The organism is Massilia rubra, assembly GCF_011682065.1.
Taxonomy (GTDB): Bacteria; Pseudomonadota; Gammaproteobacteria; order Burkholderiales; family Burkholderiaceae_D; genus Telluria_A; species Telluria_A rubra.
In genome coordinates, this window is the sequence record NZ_VUYU01000003.1 from 146492 (window position 1) to 164212 (window position 17721).

The following is a 17721-nucleotide window of genomic DNA, read 5'->3' on the forward strand; positions in this document are numbered from 1 at the left end:
GGGGGCGACGGTAGAGACGGTTGGTATTGCGGCAGGCTGCAGCCCTTACTTGCGGCGCGCCCCAGCTTTTGCCGCCGGCGCCGCCTTCGGCTTGCTCTTGATGGTGGCCAGGATCGACGGGCGCACTTTTGACTCCGGCGCAATGAAGGGCGACGGCGCCAGCGCGCGCTCGGTCTTGCGCTTGGGCGCGGCCACGAACTTGTCGAGCGTACCGGCGCCCGAGGTCTGCCGCTTGCGCTCGCCCGCCGCCAGGCCGCCGTCTTCCGACGCCTGCCAGCTCGGCACCAGGTGCTTGTCGCCATTGCCGATCAGGTCGCCCCGGCCCATCTTGACCAAGGTTTCGCGCAGGATCGGCCAGTTGGCCGGGTCCTGGTAACGCAGGAAGGCCTTGTGCGAGCGGCGTACCTTGCCGCTCTTGGCCGTTTCCACGATTTCGGAGTCGGCCGTCACTTTTTTCAGCGGATTCTTGCGCGAGTGGTACATGGTGGTGGCCATCGCCATCGGCGTCGGCATGAAGGTCTGCACCTGGTCGAGCTTGAAGTTGTTTTTCTTCAGCCACAAAGCCAGGTTGAGCATGTCTTCATCCGTCGTGCCCGGATGCGCCGCGATGAAGTAAGGAATCAGGTACTGCTTCTTGCCAGCTTCCAGCGAGAAACGGTCGAACATTTCCTTGAATTCGTCGTAGGCGCCGATGCCCGGCTTCATCATCTTCGACAAAGTGCCTTCTTCGGTGTGCTCAGGCGCGATCTTGAGCAGGCCGCCCACGTGGTGGGTCACCAGTTCCTTGACGTATTCCGGGGAGCGCACCGCCAGGTCGTAGCGCAAGCCCGAACTGATCAGTACTTTCTTGATGCCCGGAATGGCGCGCGCCTTGCGGTACAGCGAAATCAGCTTGCTGTGGTCGGTGCCGAGGTTGACGCAGATGGTCGGGTACACGCACGACAGGCGGCGGCACGATTCCTCAATGCTTTTGTCCTTGCAGGCCAGCCGGTACATATTGGCGGTCGGGCCGCCCATGTCCGAGATGGTGCCGGTGAAACCCTTGGTCTTGTCGCGGATGTGCTCGATTTCGCGCAGGATCGACGGTTCCGAACGGCTCTGGATGATGCGTCCTTCGTGCTCGGTGATCGAGCAAAAGGTGCAACCGCCGAAGCAGCCGCGCATGATGTTGACCGAAAAGCGGATCATGTCCCAGGCCGGAATCTTGGCCTTGCCGTAGCTCGGGTGCGGGGCGCGCGCGTAGTTCATGTCGTACACGCCGTCCATCTCGTCCATGGCCAGCGGCAGCGGAGGCGGGTTGAGCCAGACATCGCGTTCGCCGTGCGCCTGCACCATCGCGCGCGCATTGCCGGGGTTCGATTCGAGGTGGAACACGCGCGACGTGTGCGCGTACATCACCGGGTCGATGCTCACTGTTTCGTAGGACGGCAGGCGGACCACGGTCTTGTCGTGCTTTTCCTTGGCCATGGCCAGGCGTTCTTCGCGCGACATGATGCGGATCGGCTTGATCACTTCCTTCGGCTGGGCGTTGTCGGTGGCGCAGGCGGACTTGTCTTCCTGGGCCATCGCGTACGGATCGTGGTGGGCGTCGACCTTGCCGGGCACATCGACCCGGGTCGAGTTGTGCACGCCCCAGTCGTCGCCCGGCAACCAGCCCGCCGGCGCCATGAAGGCGGTGCCGCGCAGGTTGCGGATATCCTTGATGTTTTCGCCAGCGGCCAGACGGTGGGTCAGGTCGACCAGGGCGCGTTCTGCGTTACCGAACAGCAGCATGTCGGCCTTGGAATCGGGCAGCACCGAGCGCCGCACCTTGTCGGACCAGTAATCGTAGTGGGCGATGCGGCGCAGCGACGCTTCGATACTGCCGATGATAACCGGCACGTCCGGAAACGCTTCGCGCGCGCGCTGGGCGTAGACGGTCACGGTGCGGTCCGGGCGCTTGTTCGGCTCGCCGTTAGGCGTGTAGGCGTCGTCGGAGCGGATCTTGCGGTCGGCCGTGTAGCGGTTGACCATCGAATCCATGTTGCCGGCGGTAACGCCGAAGTACAGATTGGGTTTGCCGAGCACGCGGAAGGCGTCGGCCGACAGCCAGTCCGGCTGGGCGATGATGCCGACGCGGAAGCCTTGCGCCTCCAGCAGGCGGCCGACCAGGGCCATGCCGAAACTCGGATGGTCGATGTAGGCGTCGCCCGTCACGAGGATGACGTCGCACGAATCCCAGCCCAGGGCAGCCATTTCGGCGCGGGACATGGGAAGGAATGGCGCAGCGGGAGCGCGGCTAGACCGTTTCGGGACGGTCGCAAACAGGTTGGTTGGGGAGCTCATTGGGCGGTATTGTACCGGAAAACATCCCGGAGCAACTTGTGCCGCGCTTTTTTCAAAGCCGATTACAACGAAAAAACGTCTTATGTTTCAATAACTTGTGACGTTTCTGCTACATAAACAGGCAGCTGGCGGGGCGCGCGGGAACTGCCTGGCGCCCCGGCGTTCAAATACCCATGTTCGACAGCATGCGGCCCAGCTCGCGCAACGCCGGCTCCAGGCGCGGGTGTTCGGCGGCGAATTTGGCCGTGATTTCCTGGGTCCGCTCGGCCAGGCCGTAGGTGGTGGTCTCGGGCGGTTCGGCCAGCAGATGGGCGGCCGGGTCGGCCAGCTCGGCCGCTGCGGCCTGCTCGGCCAGCGCTTCGTCGCTCAGGGCGGCCTGGGCGGCGGCGGCGCGCTTGTCGAGCAGGGCCTGGATGTCGCCGTCGAGCTGCATCAGCAAGCCTTGCAGTTCTTCATCGACCTGTTCCGTCTGCGCCAGGTTGGCATGCAGGGTTTTCAGGTGCGACTTCAGGTTCGCTGTGTCGTCGTTCAACATGTCATCCTCATTCATCGGTAAATTGTGTTTCCAGGAACAGTTCTTCGACCTTGGTGCGCGCCCACGGGGTCTTGCGCAGGAATTTGAGGCTCGACTTGATGCTCGGATCGCTGATGAAGCAATTGATATCGATCCGCTTGCCGAGCTCGTCCCAGCCGTAATGCGCGACCAGCTTGGTCAACAGCGATTCTAAGGTAATACCGTGTAAGTCGTGAACACTCATTGCTGCGGTCGATCCTATGGCGGGTGAAGGGAAAGCTGATACCGTCCTTATACACCCAAATCGCGGCGCGATCCATGGCGCGCCGGGGCAAAGTTGCCCGCCATGCGAGCGGGCTCAGACGCAGGTGAAGTTAAACATGAGCTCCAGGTCGAGCAACTTGATCAGTTCGGTGGACGACTTTCCCGCGCGGATCATCGGATACGGCACTTCCGACAAGCATCCCAGGCACAGATCGGCCCAGGCCGCTTGCGCGATGACTTCCTTCAGGAAGCCGGCATGCGGTGCCAGGGCCTGGAGCAGCCAGTCGACATGGTCCTCGAGCGGCAGGGTTTCATCCAGCGGCGAGGCCAGCACCCAGATATCTTCTTTGGCAAGAAACGTGGAACCGGGACGGCGCGGCTGGCCGGCCAGCCGCGCGATTTTTGGCTCCAGCCCGGTGACTTCGCCGATCTGCTCATGGAACTTGCCTGCCCCACCGATACGCAGCGCTGCATCGTATTCAAAGAAGGGCGATGTATGGCGCTCAAGCTTTTTGGTGGAAAAGGTTTCCTGGCGCTTGTGGATGCGGCTCATCTTGCGCTTGAGCGAGGCGCGTACGTGGGACATGGAGGTTCCTGTTGATGATTCATTCGCGGAAAATCTGCACCTCGGTCCAGCACGTCTTGGCGTGCTCGACCATGTGGACGGTGCCGCGCGCGCAGCCGGGCTTGCCGTAATCAGCGTGGAAGGCCAGCACCAGGTCGACGCCGGTGGCCAACATGCGCTCGTTCAATCCGCGCCAGGCTTGGCCGGGAAAGGCCCGGTGATCGGCACGGTTCTTTTTCATGCGGCTCACCTCCAGGCCCAGTTCGGCGGCCACCGTCACCGCGCAGGCGTCGGCGCCCGGCGTGTCGCCGGTCACGATCTTGCTGCCCGGCGGCAGCGCCGCCAAGGCGCGCCGGATCGGCTCGGGATTGTCCCAGGTGGTCGAGCCCGTAACCAGGACGCAGCGCGGCATGTTGTCACGTATCGGCCAGCGCCACGTCCATTTACATCACCACCGAAAAATTGAACTTGCCGTTGACCGCCACCGCTTCCTGGGCGTAGGCAATGCTTTCTTCGAGTTCCTGCACGATGTCGTCATGCGCATTGTCTTCGTCGCCAAAGGCGATGTTCTTGTCCCGGATCAGCGCCAGCAATTGTTCGAGGGCGTCGACGGCCACGCCGGCGTCGGTCCAGACGCCGTCGGCAGCCATCAGCTCGTCGGTCGATTCGATGCCGTCGGGAAGTTCGTCCTCGTCACCGATGTTGAACGCCAGGTCGGTGGAGTCGCACCACTCGGACAGCGGCGCCAGGCCGGCGTCGCGGCAGAGCTCATCCAATTGGTCGATATGTTCGTGCAAGGCGTATTTGTCGGACTCATCGGAACTGACGACGCCATCGACCAGGTAATTGGCCCACAACACTGTGCTCATAAGGCTCCTCGAAAAATTGATTGCGAATCGGAATCACATTAAACCATGAATCAGGACCGGCCAGACCAGCGCGCCAGCAACGCCGCCAGGCCGACAGGACCGTGCGCAGCCTCATTCTAGCCAGGGGGACGGGCATCGTCGCCCGGCGGCAGGACGATGCCGCGCGCCCGCGCTTCGGTGGCCAGCACCAGCCGTTCGAGCAAGCGTGAATTCTTGTCGAAGCAACCCATATGCTCCTCCATCAGCAGCACCGCCTTGTAACTGCTCGACTGCTTGCCGACCAGCTTTTTCAACAAGTACACCAAAAAGCCGAGCAGCACCAGCAAGGGTACCCAACTGACCAGCATGTCGCGCAGGAACGGGTTCATCTCCGGTTCCCCCGGCTTGACCGGTTTGATCGCTTCGGCCGAGACAATCCGGACTTCCTGCGCTACGTAGGGTGTCATGAAATCGTAGATATTTTCGCGGATGCGCCAGCCTACCTCGCCGGCCGGCGGGGCGATCACATTGTCGACACAGCGCGTGAAGGTGTCGACCAGCACATGCTTTTCATTGAAGAAGCGCAGCTCCAGCATCACGTTCCTGAGCCTGTGGGGGGACCCGTTTTTCAGGATGCCGAACACCAGCAGCTTGCGCCCGTCGCCGGACGGCGTGAACGTGACCTTCTGGAGCGAGACCTGGTCGAGCGGCACCGGCAGCGCGCCGTCCTGGCCGCAAGCAGATGCCGTCCCGGAAAAAGCCAGCAGGCAGGCGGCGCTTGCGATATTGGCCCACCACACTGTGCTCATAAAGCCCCTCGAAACAATCGATTGCGAATCGGAATCATATTCAACCATGAATCAGGACCGGCCAGACCACCGCGCCAGCGGCGCTGCCGGCCCCGATCCATGACAGCAACAGGTGAGCGGCGCCCAGGCCCGCGAACAGCAAGGCGCGCAGCGTCATGTCAGTCTTGCGGCGCAGGCTGCGTAGCGCCATGGGACCGTGGGCCGGCCGCAGCGCAGTCGGCCGGCGTAAAGCGCGCGCCGGCCAGCATCGCGCCGGCCTGGAACCAGCCCCACGCGGCCAGCACCAAAGGGAGCAGCACCAGCAGCAGGCAGGCGGCGCCGATCAGGGTGGCGCGCCGGCCGCGCCGGATGCGCATGGGCCGCCACACCTTCACGCCGGCGGCCGGAAATTGTCCGCTGCGCAGGCTCTTGTAACCGGGTACGCCCAGGATCGCGCCGAACACCAGCGCCAGCAGCAGCGGCATGCCGACGAACACGCCATAAAAAACCAGCTTGACGCCGTTCACGCCGCCCATCTCGCGGCACTCGGCCGACGCCGCGAACGCCGCCAGCCAGGGGAAGAACCACAGCTTCATCGCCACCAGCAGGGCGAGCCCGGCAGGCAGGATCAGCAGCGCCAGGCGCCGCCGCTCGGCGCGCGTGTATTGCTCGGCAAATTCATTGGCGTGCTGCACGATGTCCCTTCCGTCGCGGCCCGGCTTACTTCTTCTTGCGTGCGGCGCGCGGCGCCGGCGTGGCGCACTGCTGGGCGGCGTCATGCGCGTCGAGCACGAACAGTTTGGCCTCGTCATCCTTGGCGCTCGACGGCTCCAGTTGCGCGGCGATGCGCCGCACTTCGGCGTCGAGCGCGCTGCCGCCGGCGCAACCGGCGATCTTGCGCTTGAGCGTGGCCGCCAGCAGGGCCGAGCGGCCGTGCTTGACCGTGTTGGGCATGCTCACGCGCCGGATCGCCAGTACTTCCTCGAAGCGCAGCAAGGCGGCCTGCGACTGGCCCTGGTGCTGCTGCATATTGCCGATGTCGTTGAGGATGGCCACCGTTTCTTCGGACTGCGGGCCGAAGGTTTGCAGCGCCTGCGGCAGCATCGCCTCGAGCAGTTCCTGGGCGCGCTTGTGGTTGCGCTCGGCGCTGTAGCTCATCGCATGCGCGGCGCGCACTTCCAGCGTCACCGGATCGGCCATGCCGAGCGTGGCGCCGTACACCGCGATGGCGCGCTCGTACCACGCGCGCCCGGCCGCATTGTCGTTCACGCGCATGTAACTGCCGCCGAGGTTCACGTAACTCATGCCGGTCTGGTAACTGTTCTCGCCGTAGGCTTTGCGCCGCATTTCCATGCCCTCGGTCAGCAGGCGGCGCTCGGCGCTCACGTCGCCGCCGATGCCCATCAGGCGCCCGAGTGCGTCGGTGGCGTCGGCTTCGATCTGGGCATTGGCGTTTTTGCGCGCCAGCACCAGTACCGCAGCGAGCTCCTCGCCGATTTTGGCGGACTCTTCCTTGCTTTGCAGACGTTGTTCTGCGCTGTCGAGCATGGCTTGCGCGGCCTGGTTCGATTCCTTGCCGAAGCCGGCGCGGCAGGCTTGCACGGCGGCGGCCAGCCCGGTGCGGGCGGCGGCTGCCTCGCCGCGGTCGCCGGCGCGCTGGGCGTCCAGCGCATACGCGTGGCACAGCACGCCGGAGGCGTCATGGGTGCGGATTTTTTCGGCGCGGGCGCCGGCGATGGCGTCTTTCAGGGCGCTGGCCGAGGCCGGGGCCTTGCCTTCGTTGTCCAGCGCCAGCGCGCTGCAATACTGGCGCTGCGGCGCGAATTCGAGCGCTTCGGCATCGGCGCAGCAGTCGGCGCCGCTGCAGCGCGGGCCGGACTCGCCCGGCTCTTCGGTCAGTTGGACTTCGCGCGGCCCTACCGGTTCGGTAGTACAGGCCGCCAGGCCAAGGGCGCACAACAGGACGGAAACGAGGGGGAGAAGGCGAGGTGTGAGCATAGGGGGCAACGTTCGGAATGAGGGACGTGCCATATTATAAAGCATTGTTCCTATGCTAATTTTACATCGCTGGCGCTTGCTTCAGATGGCCGATCAGGCGCTCCACATGGCGCACCTCGTCGATGCCCATGAAACCGTGGCGGTGCAGCTGCGTCTCGATCGGGGTGGTATCGCCGAAGCCGGCTTCGAGCAGCAGGTCGCCGCTGTCGTGCGCGCCGTCAGCACACAGGGCATGCACCAGGCCGGCCGGTGCATAGGTGCGCACGACCAGCGGGCCATTCATGGCGATGGTCAGGGCGCGCGCGCTCGTGATGGCGTGCACCACGCCGAGCGCGTCCCTGCGCATGCGCAATGGCTGCACCAGGTGGTAGATGCCTATCCACAGCAATAGCGAGGGCACGCCCACCACCAGCAGCAGGTCCCATCCCCGCACCTGCACATTCCACACGGCCATGGCGCTCAGGACGCCGATGATCAGCGCAAACAGCGTCCATGGAATATAGAAGAACCACTTGCGGTATCCCTTTTTCAGATAGCTGGCCGGGATCGGCTGCGCCGCCCACACCAGGCGCTCGTCCGGCCCCAGTTCGTCGCGCAGCGCATGGCGCAGCCTGGCGGGCAAGGCGGGGATGGCGGGCGCCGCGAGCGCGCTGAGGAAGCTGGGATGCGGGGTGCCTGGGGCCAGCGGCAGGGTGGCCGCCAGCGCCGCGACCAGCCCGTGCGTGCGCCGCACATCGGCCACCGCAAGCAGGCCGTGGCGCTCGGTGGTGTAGCCGCCGTCGCCGTCGGAGACGTAGTCGGTCTCGAGTATCAGGTCGCCCCAGCCGCCCTCGTGCTCGCTGCGTTCGAGTTGCTGCAGTTGCGCCGGGGCGTACGACCTGACGCTGTCGGGTTGGTCGCCGCCGCCGAGCAGGAGCACGCGCGCGCTGGTGATGGCGTACACCGTCGAGCCAGGCAAGGCCGGGTAACCATAGGCGAATTTCATGTAGTGCGCTGCGATCGGCTGGCCGACCCACACTAGGCGCTCGCCCGGCGTCAAGGCCGCCCGCAGGCGGTTTTGCAGAAGTGTCGAAAGGTCCGCGATGTCGGTCACACTGGCTCCATGGGGGAAATCGGCGCGCCCATTATCGCGCACGGCAAATCTGCGGACGAAAAAAATGCCGTTCGCGCTGAACGGCATTATTTGGGTGCGGCAGGCTTACTTGGCGTTCAGGCCACGGCGTTCCAGCAGCGGTTCGATTTTCGCGTCGCGGCCACGGAAGTTGCGATACATCTGCATGGCGTCGAGCGTGCCGCCTTTGGACAGCAGCGTCTTGCGGAAATGGTCGCCGTTCTTGCGCGACAGGCCGCCGTTTTCATTGAACCATTCGACGGTGTCGGCATCGAGCTTTTCACTCCACAGGTAACCGTAGTAACCGGCCGAATAACCGCCCGAGAACACGTGCGAGAAGTAGGTGGTGCGATAGCGTGGCGGCACCGGCGCAAAGTCGACGCCGGCGTCTTTCAGCGCGGCCGCTTCAAAGGCCACCACGTCGGTCGGGATCTGCGCGGCGCTCAGCTGGTGCCAGCGCTGGTCCAGGATCGACGAGGCCAGGTACTCGGTGGTGCGGTAGCCTTCGTTGAACTGTTTCGAGGCGATCACCTTGTCGAGCAATTCCTTCGGCATTGGTTCGCCGGTCTTGTAGTGCTTGGCGTAGTTACCCAGCACTTCAGGCCAGACCGCCCACATTTCGTTGACCTGCGACGGGAACTCGACGAAGTCGCGCGGCACGCCGGTGCCGGCGAAGCGCGGGTATTTGACGTCCGAGAACATGCCGTGCAGGGCGTGGCCGAATTCGTGGAACAGGGTGCGCAGTTCATCGTAGGTGAGCAGGGTCGGCTCGCCGGCGGCCGGTTTTGGAATGTTCAGGTGGTTGCCGATCACCGGGCGCGTGCCCATCAGCTGCGACTGGGGCACGTAGGCGTTGGCCCAGGCGCCGCCGCGCTTGTTGCCGCGCGCGTAGAAGTCGGCCACGAAGATCGCCAGCGGCTTGCCGTTGGCGTCGATCACGTCGAACACGCGCATGTCGGGGTCGTACACCGGCAAGTCCTTGCGTTCCTTGAAGGTCAGGCCATACACCTTGCCGGCGGCGTAGAACACGCCGTTGGTCAGCACGTTGTTCAGTTCAAAGTAGGGGCGCAGCTGGCTCTGGTCGAAATTGAAGCGCTCGGCGCGCACCTTGTCGCTGTAGAAGGCCCAGTCGTGGGCGGCCAGCTGGAAGCCGCCTTTTTCCGCATCGATGACTTTCTGGATGTCGGCCGCTTCCTTGCGCGCGTTGGCCACGGCCGGCTTGGCCAGCTCGCCCAGCAGCTTGTTGACGGCGCCGGTGTCCTTGGCGGTCTGGTCTTCGAGCATGTAGGCGGCGTGGTTGGCGTAGCCGAGCAGTTCGGCGCGTTGCGCACGCAGTGTCGCGATCTTGAGCACGACGCCGGTGTTGTCGAACTCGCCGCCACGGCTGCCGCGTGCCAGCGAGGCCGCCAGCAGGCGTTCGCGCACGCTGCGGTTGGTCAGCACCGACAGCGGCGCCTGGCCGGTGGTGTTGGTCACGGGAATGGCGAACTTGCCTTCCAGGCCGCGTTTCTTGGCGACGTCGGCGGCGACCACGATGGCGGCGTCGGACATGCCGGCCAGTTCGGCGCGGGTATCGACCACCAGCGCGGCGGCGTTCGCTTCGCTCAGCACGTTCTGGCTGAAGGTGGTTTGCAGGCTGGCCAGTTCGGCGTTGTAGCCTTTGAGCTTGTCTTTGTCGGCGGCGTTGAGCTTGGCGCCGGCGCGCACGAAGTCCTTGCGGTAGCGTTCCAGCAGGAAGGCCGATTCGGCATCGAGGCCCAGTTTGGCGCGTTTGGCGTACAGGGTTTCGATGCGGTCGAACAGTTTCTGGTTCAGCAGCATGGCGTCGCGGTGGACGGCCAGCTTGGGCGCCAGCTCGCGTTCCAGGCCCTTGATGGTGTCGTTGGTGTTGCCGCCGGCGAAGATGCCGAAGGCGCCGCCGGTGCGCGCGAGCAGCTTGCCCGAGCGTTCCATGGCGACGATGGTGTTCTCGAACGTGGCCGCTTTGCGGTTGTTGGCGATGGCCTCGATTTCAGCGGCGTGCTGGCGCATGCCTTCGGCAAAGGCCGGGGCGAAGTGCTCGTTCTTGATTTTGTCGAAGGCCGGGTAGTTGAACGGCAGGGTGCTGATTTTCGCGAACGGATTGGCGGCGTCGAGCGCGGCAGAAGCAGGCGCAGGCGCGGCGAAAGCGAAGTTGGCGACGGCCAGGCTGGCCGCGATGATCATCAGTTGGGGGCGGGTCATGGGATTCTTTATTGAGATGACCCGTCGTTCCGGCGACGGCGGGAATCCATAGCACACATGCTGAGCGAAGGTGCTATGGATTCCCGCCTTGCGGGAACGACGGTTTTGAGGGTAGCGAACTGATTAGAAACAGTGACGTCAAACGTGGCGTCTTCGTTCCTTCGACCGGCGCAGGCTTAGTTGCCGGTCAACCCACGGCGGTTCAGCAGCGGTTCGATTTTCGGCTCGCGGCCGCGGAAGTTGCGGAACAGGTCGAGCGCATCGGCCGTGCCGCCGCGTGAGAGCAAGGTCTTGCGGAAATGGTCGCCGTTCTTGCGCTGCAATCCGCCATTTTCCTTGAACCATTCCACCGTGTCGGCGTCCAGCTTCTCGCTCCACAGGTAAGCGTAGTAACCGGCCGAGTAGCCGCCCGAGAAACTATGCGAGAAGTACGTCGTGCGGTAGCGCGGCGGCACCGGCGCGAAATCGACGCCCGCTTCCTTCAGCGCGGCCGCTTCGAAACCGAGCACGTCGGTCGGCACTTGCGCCGCGCCCAACTGGTGCCAGCGCTGGTCCACCAGCGACGCCGCCAAGTACTCGGTGGTCAGGAAACCCTGGTTGAATTTTTTCGAGGCAATGACCTTGTCCAGCAATTCCTTCGGCATCGCCTCGCCGGTCTTGTAGTGCTTGGCGTAGTTGGCCAGCACTTCCGGCGCGATCATCCACATTTCATTGACCTGCGATGGATACTCGACGAAGTCGCGCGGTACATTGGTGCCCGAGAAACGCGGATACTTTACGTTCGAGAACATGCCGTGCAGCGCGTGACCGAATTCGTGGAAGGCGGTCTTGACTTCATCGACCGTCAGCAAGGTCGGCTCGCCCGCCGGCGGCTTGGGAATGTTGAGGTGGTTGGCAACGACCGAGTGCGTGCCCATCAGGCCCGACTGCGACACGTATTCGTTCATCCATGCGCCGCCTTGCTTGTTGCTGCGCGCGTACATGTCGGCCAGGAAGATGGCCAGTTGCTTGCCGTTGGCGTCGAACACGTCGAACACGCGCACGTCCGGGTTGTACACCGGCAGATCCTTGCGTTCCTTGAACGTGAGGCCGTACAGCTTGCCGGCGGCGTAGAACACGCCGTTGACCAGCACGCTGTCGAGCTCGAAGTACGGCTTGAGCTGGCTCTCGTCGAAATTGAAGCGCTGGGCGCGCACCTTGTCGGTGTAGAAGGCCCAGTCGGCCGCGCCGACCTTGAAACCACCTTTCTCAAGATCGATGACCTTCTGGATATCGTCCGCTTCCTTGCGCGCATTGGTCACGGCCGGCTTGGCCAGTTCCGACAGCAGCTTGTTGACGGCGCCCGTATCCTTGGCGGTCTGGTCTTCCAGCGAGTAGGCCGCGAAGTTCGGGTAGCCGAGCAGGGCCGCGCGTTCGGCGCGCAGCTTGGCCAGCTTGATGACAACGCCACGGTTGTCGAACTCGCCACCACGGCTGCCGCGCGTGAGCGAGGCGGTCATCAGGCGTTCGCGCACGGCGCGGTTGGTCAGCACCGCCAGCGGCGGCTGGCCGCTGGTGTTGACCAGGGCGATGGCGAACTTGCCTTCCTGGCCGCGCGTCTTGGCGGCGGCGGCGGCGGCGTCGATGGCCGCCTCGCTCATGCCGGCCAGTTCGGCGCGGGTGTCGACGATCAGCGCCGAGGCGTTGGTTTCCTTGAGCACGTTCTGGGTGAACGTGGTCTGCATGGTGGCGATTTCGCTGTTGAAGGCTTTCAGCTTTTCCTTGTCTTCAGTCGACAAGTTGGCGCCGGCGCGCACGAAATCCTTGTGGTAACGCTCGAGCAGGTATTTGGATTCGGCATCCAGGCCGAGCTTGGCGCGCTTGTCGAACAGGGTCTTCACACGCTGGTACAGCTTGGCGTTGAGGAACACGGCGTCGTTGTGCGCGGCCAGCTTGGGCGACATTTCGCGGTCGATGGAATCGAGCGTATCGTTGGTGTTGGCGCCCTGCAGGGCCGAGAAGGTGGTCGCCACGCGCGTGAGCAGCTGGCCCGAGCGTTCCAGCGCCACCACGGTGTTATCAAAAGTAGGCGCCTTGCGGTTGTTGGCGATGGCGTCGACTTCGCGCAGGTGGTCGCTCATGCCGGCCGCATAGGCGGGCAGGAAGTGCTCGTCCTTGATCTTGTCGAAGGCCGGGTAGTGGAACGGCAAGGTGCTCAGTTTGGCGAAGGGGTTGGTCGCGGCCAGCGAGGTCGCGGGGGCGACAGGCGCGGCAACGGCGGCGACATTGACCAGCGCCAGGCTGGCGGCAACGATAAGCATGTTTGGACGGTTCATGGCATCTTTCACGGGCGCTAAGTAAAGCTGCCGACGGATAGCCGGCAGCGCATCAGCGCACGATCATATCAGCATGGTCACACGCCTGTCATCCGCAACGAGATATGCATGTTCCGGTAAAGATACCCGTATTGACGGACGGATGGACAGGGAAACTCAGTAATGCGGCGGGCGGTCGTTGAGCATGTTCGGTCCCGACTGGGCATTGTTGCGGATGTGTTCGGCCAGCTTGTTGACCATCGCTTCGAGCTGGTCGATGCGACGGCCTTGCTGGTACACCATCTGGTTCAGGGATTCGACCAGGTCTTCCTGGTGCGCGAGCTTGATCTCGATATCGACAAAACGGTCTTCCTGGCTCACGGCGGCGTCCTTGGGGGCAAAGCCGCCATTATGCCAGTCGCTCACATCGGCGCATCGCCCCAGTCGGCAGCGGCCACGCCGACCAGTTGCAGCGGCGCAGACATGGCGTCATCCGGGGGCGGCGCGCCGAACACGGCGTTCAGTTCGCCGGCCATCACCGACAGCATCTGCTTGATGACCGCCTGGAACGGCCCGAGGTCGGTCTCGGCGCTGACGGTAGCGAGCATGGCGCGCACCATCGATGCGGCCAGCTTGCCCGCGTAGCCAGCGATTTCGGTGGGCCGGTCGAGCGCCAGGGTGAAGTCGGACGCCACCGCCAGGGTGTTGTCGATGCGTTTGGCGTCGAGCAAACCCTGCGGGCTGGTGTTTTCCAGCGCCCCGGCCATGATCGACAGGGCGGCATTGGCTTGCGAGAGCGCGCCGCTGTCGATCGCCTTGCTCCAGAACGCCAGGCCATCGGCGTCGGCGCTGCGCCCGAGCACGTTCTTGTACACGGCGCTGACAAAGGCGCCCACGCCGTCCGGATACAGCGCGTCCGATTCGGCGCTCTTGCCGAAACTGTCGATCAGCTGGCGCAGGGCCGGATTGCTGCCGTAGGCGCTGTTGATGCCGACGATATCGTGCGGCGCGTCGAGTTTGGACAGCTGTTCCTGGAAGTTTCGCATGCCGCCGGCGTCGGCGGCGCGGCCGAAATAGGCCACGTACAGCGCTTGCACCACCTCGTCGTATTCGACGTTGACGGTGGTGTCGGAAAACTTGAACAGCTCGAAGTTGACCAACTGCGGCATGGCGCTGGCCGTACCGTTCTTGGGCAACACCGCATAGCCGCCGCCGGCGGTGCTGGTGATGTTGTAATCGGCGCGCGCGCCGGCAAAGCCGAACAGGTCGACACCGGCGCCGCCGTTAACATGAGCTTGCATGGAAAGTCCCTTCGATCCGAACACGACGGCGCCACCACCACGGCCAGCGCCTGCCCTCACTATACCAGCGTCGGCTCCCACGACTGGTAGCCGACGCCAATCAGTTCCGCATGGCTCATAGGCAGCTCATGCTCGACGCTGGCGGCGGCCTTGGCCGGCCCCGTCATCCCGTTGAGGGTGGCGACGATGGTGGCCTGGTAATCGACCAGGTCGGTGGTGGCGGTAACGCCGCCGAGCATGCCGCGCACCTTGGCGGCCGCTGCCGCGCCGCCATAGCCTTGCACTTCTTGCGGCGTATCGATGAGCAGGGTGAAGCCGGAGGCGACGGTCAGCTTGTTGTTGACCAGCTTGGCGTCGAGCACGCCCTGGGCGGTCTTGTTATCGAAGGCCCCGGCCATGATCGAGAGCGACGCGTTGGCGCGCGACAAGCCGCCGCTGTCGATCGCCTTGCTCCAGAAGCCCAGGCCGGCGGCGTCCGCGGCGCGCCCGAACACGTTCTGGTAGAGCGCCTGGATGAAGGTGGCGGTATTGCCCGGATACAGGGCGGCCGACTCGGCGCTGCTGGCGAAGCTGTCGATCAGCTTATGCAGGCCGGCATCCTTGCTGTAGGCGCTGGCCAGGTCGCGCAGGTTGTCGGGCGCGTTCAGGGCGCCCAGCTGCTGCTGGAAGCTCTGCATGCCGCTGTAATCGGCCGCGCGGCCGAAATAGCCGACGTACAAGGCTTGCACCACCGCCTCGTAGGCGAAGTTCACCGTACGGTCGGCAAACACCACTTTTTCGACGTTGACCAGCACGTCCTGGCCTTCGTTGCCGACCTGGTCGATGACTACATAGCCTTCCGCGATCTTGGTGATATCGTAATCGGCGCGCAGCCCCTTGTAGCTGGCTTCGTCGACCCCGCCGTAGCCGTTGATGACGTCGTTGCCGCCGGCCCCTTCCAGCCGTTCATTGTCGGCGTCGCCGCTGATGACTTCGTCGGCGTCGGTGCCGGTGAGGTAATCCATCGCGCCGTGGGCGCCATACTTGCCGCCCAGGCCGTCGCCGCCGTAGATCCAGTTCAGCGCGGCCAGGTCGTACTGCCCGTAGGTGCTGTGGAAAGTCGGGCTGATGGCATCGTAGGACATCAGCGTATTGTCGGTATGGTCGTCTTCGTAAGGCAGCTTGATGCCGCCTTCGAAGGGGTGCTTCAGGCCGAGCATGTGCCCTAGCTCGTGCAGCAAGGTTTCGTAGCCGGCGCCGCCCGGGGTGAGGTCGGCATTTTCGGCGCGAAATTGTACGTTGTCGATGTAGACATACGCCTCGGCGCTGTAGTCGAGCACGTAATTGAGGTACTTGCTGGTCGGGGGCGTATAACTGGTGTGCCAACTCGACAGGCCAGTGACGTCGGCAGCGGGAATATCGATCGACGCCAGGTGAATGTCGGCGCTCGTGCCAAATTGGGTTTCGACAAAGCGGATGCCGGTCACCTGCTGCAGGTAGGTAAAGGCGGTGCGGGTGGCCGCTTGCTGCGCTGCGGAAAACGCGGTTTGCCCGCGTTGTCCGTCTTCATTGCCGGTGGCGACGGAAAAGGTGTAGCGCAAATCGGTCGGCGGGCTGATGCCGAGAAAATTCCAGTCGGGGCCTTCGCTGATCAAGGCGTCGATATGGTTGGCGCCGGACAGGCGCAGGTTCTTGATGTCGGAGAGAAGGGTAAAGGGCATGAAACGCAATTCGTAAAGACGAGCCGGGAACGCGCAGCGCCGCGCACGGGCGCGGACCGGAAGACTGGCGAGGGCATGGGCCGGAGACGTTACCGGCAGATACCACAAGTATCTCAAAGGAAAGTATTGACGTCAAACACTTGCTTACAAAATAGGCAGCCAAGGCCGCATTTTGTTCAAAAAACCACATTTTCCCAATCACACCAAGGCAACAGGCAGGTGCCACCCGCATCCGGTAACGCGACTGTAGACACGGGTAAGTGGGACCCTGAGCCTACAACAGCGGGTCAATCCAGACCGGGTGCTGACCAAACGGACTGCTGACGCTTGGGAATGGCATGCGGGAATTGCTATGGCCAAAGCGGCTCTTCCCTACCAGGCTCATCAGCCCTATGTTGATATCCCGTTGGCTTCTCACGGTCGTAAATCGCGGGGGGCCTGCTTGGCGTATCGTCGAAGAGCTTCAGGTATCCTCGAAAGCGGAACATGCGATTGCGTTTCCGGCCGGTAGTCTCCTCAACCAAGCCTGCTTTTTCGAGTGACGAGAGCGCATTATTGGCTGTTGCATAAGTCACTTCAAGCAATTTCTCCGCAGTGCGCGCATCCATGATCGGGTGCTTGAAGAGATGATCGATGAGCGCCAGTTCAGGCTTGCCCATTTTGGCGGCCGCCTGTTGCGCCTCAGTACGGAACTGAACAATTCTTTTTGCAGTATCCGCAGCTTCATTGCCGACGGCTGCTACACCGGTAAGGAAGAATTTAACCCATCCTTCCCAGTTGCCATTCACGCGCACGTCCATCAAGCGGTCATAGTATTCGTGCCGGTTCGCCTTGAGGTAGTGACTGATGTATAGCAGCGGCTTGGCCATCACTTCGCGTTGATGAAGCATCAATGGAACAAGCAATCGGCCAATACGACCATTTCCGTCAAGAAATGGATGGATTGTCTCAAACTGGAGATGCGTGACTGCACATTGGATCGACACGGGGATGGAATGCCGGTCATGCAGGAATTGTTCGAGATCGGCAAGCGCCTCATTCATTTCCGGAACTGGCGGAGGGACAAAGGCCGCATTACTGAGTGTGGATCCCTGTGGCCCGATCCAGTTTTGCGTTTTCCGAAATTCACCGGGGGCCTTATGCTCCCCACGAACGCCATTCATCAACCGCGAATGCGTTTCGCGGATTAAGCGCAACGATAAAGGCAGAGTCGTGAGTCTCTCCATCCCATAGTTCATTGCATCCACATAATTCACAACTTCGGCAATGTCTTTAGTCCGAATGCCGTTCTCATCGATTTCAGCCTCCAACACCTCATCGAGCGTACATTGAATGCCTTCAATCTGAGAGCTCAGCACGGCCTCTCGGCGCACATACATTGCGACAAACAATTCTGGATTCGGCAGGATTTCGGTGATACCGGCAAGACGGCCCAAGGCGATATCGGCATCGGACATGAGCCTGATCATCTCGCCGTCGAAAGCAATGGGCGGAGGCAATTTTGCTGGTACAAAAGCTAAATAGCCGCTTCCTTGGGGAATGGTTTTGCCAGCTCTGGAATGACAGGGTTGCATGAGATAGCGATCCGCGCGTGGCGCCGTTATTATAAATTTTATCTATTTTCTATAATAAATGCCTGTCAGGGCCATCCTATATCAAGAGATTACAATAACGACCGCCAAACTGCTGGGTTGGCTACTGAAAGCCTACGTTGACGCAGACCTCAGATAATGACATATCTTCCAAAAACGGGATGTCTGCTACGCTCACTGCACATGCGCTGGCAGGCG

Annotated in this window: 16 protein-coding genes; all 16 read right to left on the minus strand. The window is 63.0% G+C overall.

What is annotated here, in order from left to right; genetic code table 11:
- Positions 1 to 45: 45 nt before the first annotated feature.
- The 16 genes from F0185_RS05725 to F0185_RS05800 all read right to left on the minus strand — a co-directional run bounded on the left by F0185_RS05725 (position 46) and on the right by F0185_RS05800 (position 17505).
- Entirely contained in the window at positions 46 to 2325 is a 2280-nt protein-coding gene (locus tag F0185_RS05725; RefSeq protein ID WP_166885562.1) for a YgiQ family radical SAM protein, read from the minus strand.
- Between the two features lie 163 nt (positions 2326 to 2488).
- Positions 2489 to 2860 (minus strand): DUF4404 family protein, encoded by a 372-nt coding sequence (locus F0185_RS05730; RefSeq protein ID WP_167222420.1) that lies wholly within the window; start codon positions 2858 to 2860, stop codon positions 2489 to 2491.
- 7 nt (positions 2861 to 2867) lie between these two features.
- Complete coding sequence (locus F0185_RS05735; RefSeq protein ID WP_167222422.1) at positions 2868 to 3083, minus strand: VF530 family protein; 216 nt, start codon at positions 3081 to 3083, stop codon at positions 2868 to 2870.
- 114 nt (positions 3084 to 3197) lie between these two features.
- The gene (locus F0185_RS05740) at positions 3198 to 3689 is read right to left on the minus strand and encodes a DUF4279 domain-containing protein (protein ID WP_167222423.1); all 492 of its coding nucleotides are present in this window, start codon (positions 3687 to 3689) and stop codon (positions 3198 to 3200) included.
- Between the two features lie 19 nt (positions 3690 to 3708).
- Positions 3709 to 4080, minus strand: a complete 372-nt coding sequence (locus tag F0185_RS05745; RefSeq protein ID WP_167222425.1) for a DUF2493 domain-containing protein — start codon at positions 4078 to 4080, stop codon at positions 3709 to 3711.
- A 31-nt stretch (positions 4081 to 4111) separates the two neighbouring features.
- Positions 4112 to 4537, minus strand: coding sequence for a hypothetical protein (locus F0185_RS05750; RefSeq protein WP_167222427.1), 426 nt, complete (start codon positions 4535 to 4537; stop codon positions 4112 to 4114).
- Between the two features lie 116 nt (positions 4538 to 4653).
- Entirely contained in the window at positions 4654 to 5325 is a 672-nt protein-coding gene (locus F0185_RS05755; RefSeq protein WP_167222429.1) for a hypothetical protein, read from the minus strand.
- A gap of 158 nt (positions 5326 to 5483) precedes the next feature.
- Positions 5484 to 5999 carry a hypothetical protein gene (locus F0185_RS05760; RefSeq protein ID WP_167222431.1) on the minus strand — a complete coding sequence of 172 codons (516 nt, stop codon included), beginning with the start codon at positions 5997 to 5999 and terminating at the stop codon, positions 5484 to 5486.
- A 25-nt stretch (positions 6000 to 6024) separates the two neighbouring features.
- Positions 6025 to 7302, minus strand: coding sequence for a tetratricopeptide repeat protein (locus F0185_RS05765; protein WP_167222433.1), 1278 nt, complete (start codon positions 7300 to 7302; stop codon positions 6025 to 6027).
- A 61-nt stretch (positions 7303 to 7363) separates the two neighbouring features.
- The gene (locus F0185_RS05770) at positions 7364 to 8395 is read right to left on the minus strand and encodes a hypothetical protein (RefSeq protein WP_167222435.1); all 1032 of its coding nucleotides are present in this window, start codon (positions 8393 to 8395) and stop codon (positions 7364 to 7366) included.
- 105 nt (positions 8396 to 8500) lie between these two features.
- Positions 8501 to 10636: a M3 family metallopeptidase gene (locus F0185_RS05775; protein ID WP_167222437.1), complete on the minus strand. Its 2136-nt coding sequence runs from the start codon at positions 10634 to 10636 to the stop codon at positions 8501 to 8503.
- A gap of 176 nt (positions 10637 to 10812) precedes the next feature.
- Positions 10813 to 12951 carry a M3 family metallopeptidase gene (locus F0185_RS05780; protein WP_229476770.1) on the minus strand — a complete coding sequence of 713 codons (2139 nt, stop codon included), beginning with the start codon at positions 12949 to 12951 and terminating at the stop codon, positions 10813 to 10815.
- 156 nt (positions 12952 to 13107) lie between these two features.
- Positions 13108 to 13311 (minus strand): SlyX family protein, encoded by a 204-nt coding sequence (locus F0185_RS05785; RefSeq protein WP_167222857.1) that lies wholly within the window; start codon positions 13309 to 13311, stop codon positions 13108 to 13110.
- A gap of 41 nt (positions 13312 to 13352) precedes the next feature.
- Positions 13353 to 14231: a DUF4214 domain-containing protein gene (locus F0185_RS05790; protein WP_167222439.1), complete on the minus strand. Its 879-nt coding sequence runs from the start codon at positions 14229 to 14231 to the stop codon at positions 13353 to 13355.
- Between the two features lie 59 nt (positions 14232 to 14290).
- Complete coding sequence (locus F0185_RS05795; protein WP_167222441.1) at positions 14291 to 15931, minus strand: DUF4214 domain-containing protein; 1641 nt, start codon at positions 15929 to 15931, stop codon at positions 14291 to 14293.
- Between the two features lie 350 nt (positions 15932 to 16281).
- Positions 16282 to 17505, minus strand: a complete 1224-nt coding sequence (locus F0185_RS05800; protein WP_167222443.1) for a Fic family protein — start codon at positions 17503 to 17505, stop codon at positions 16282 to 16284.
- Between the last annotated feature and the right edge of the window lie 216 nt (positions 17506 to 17721).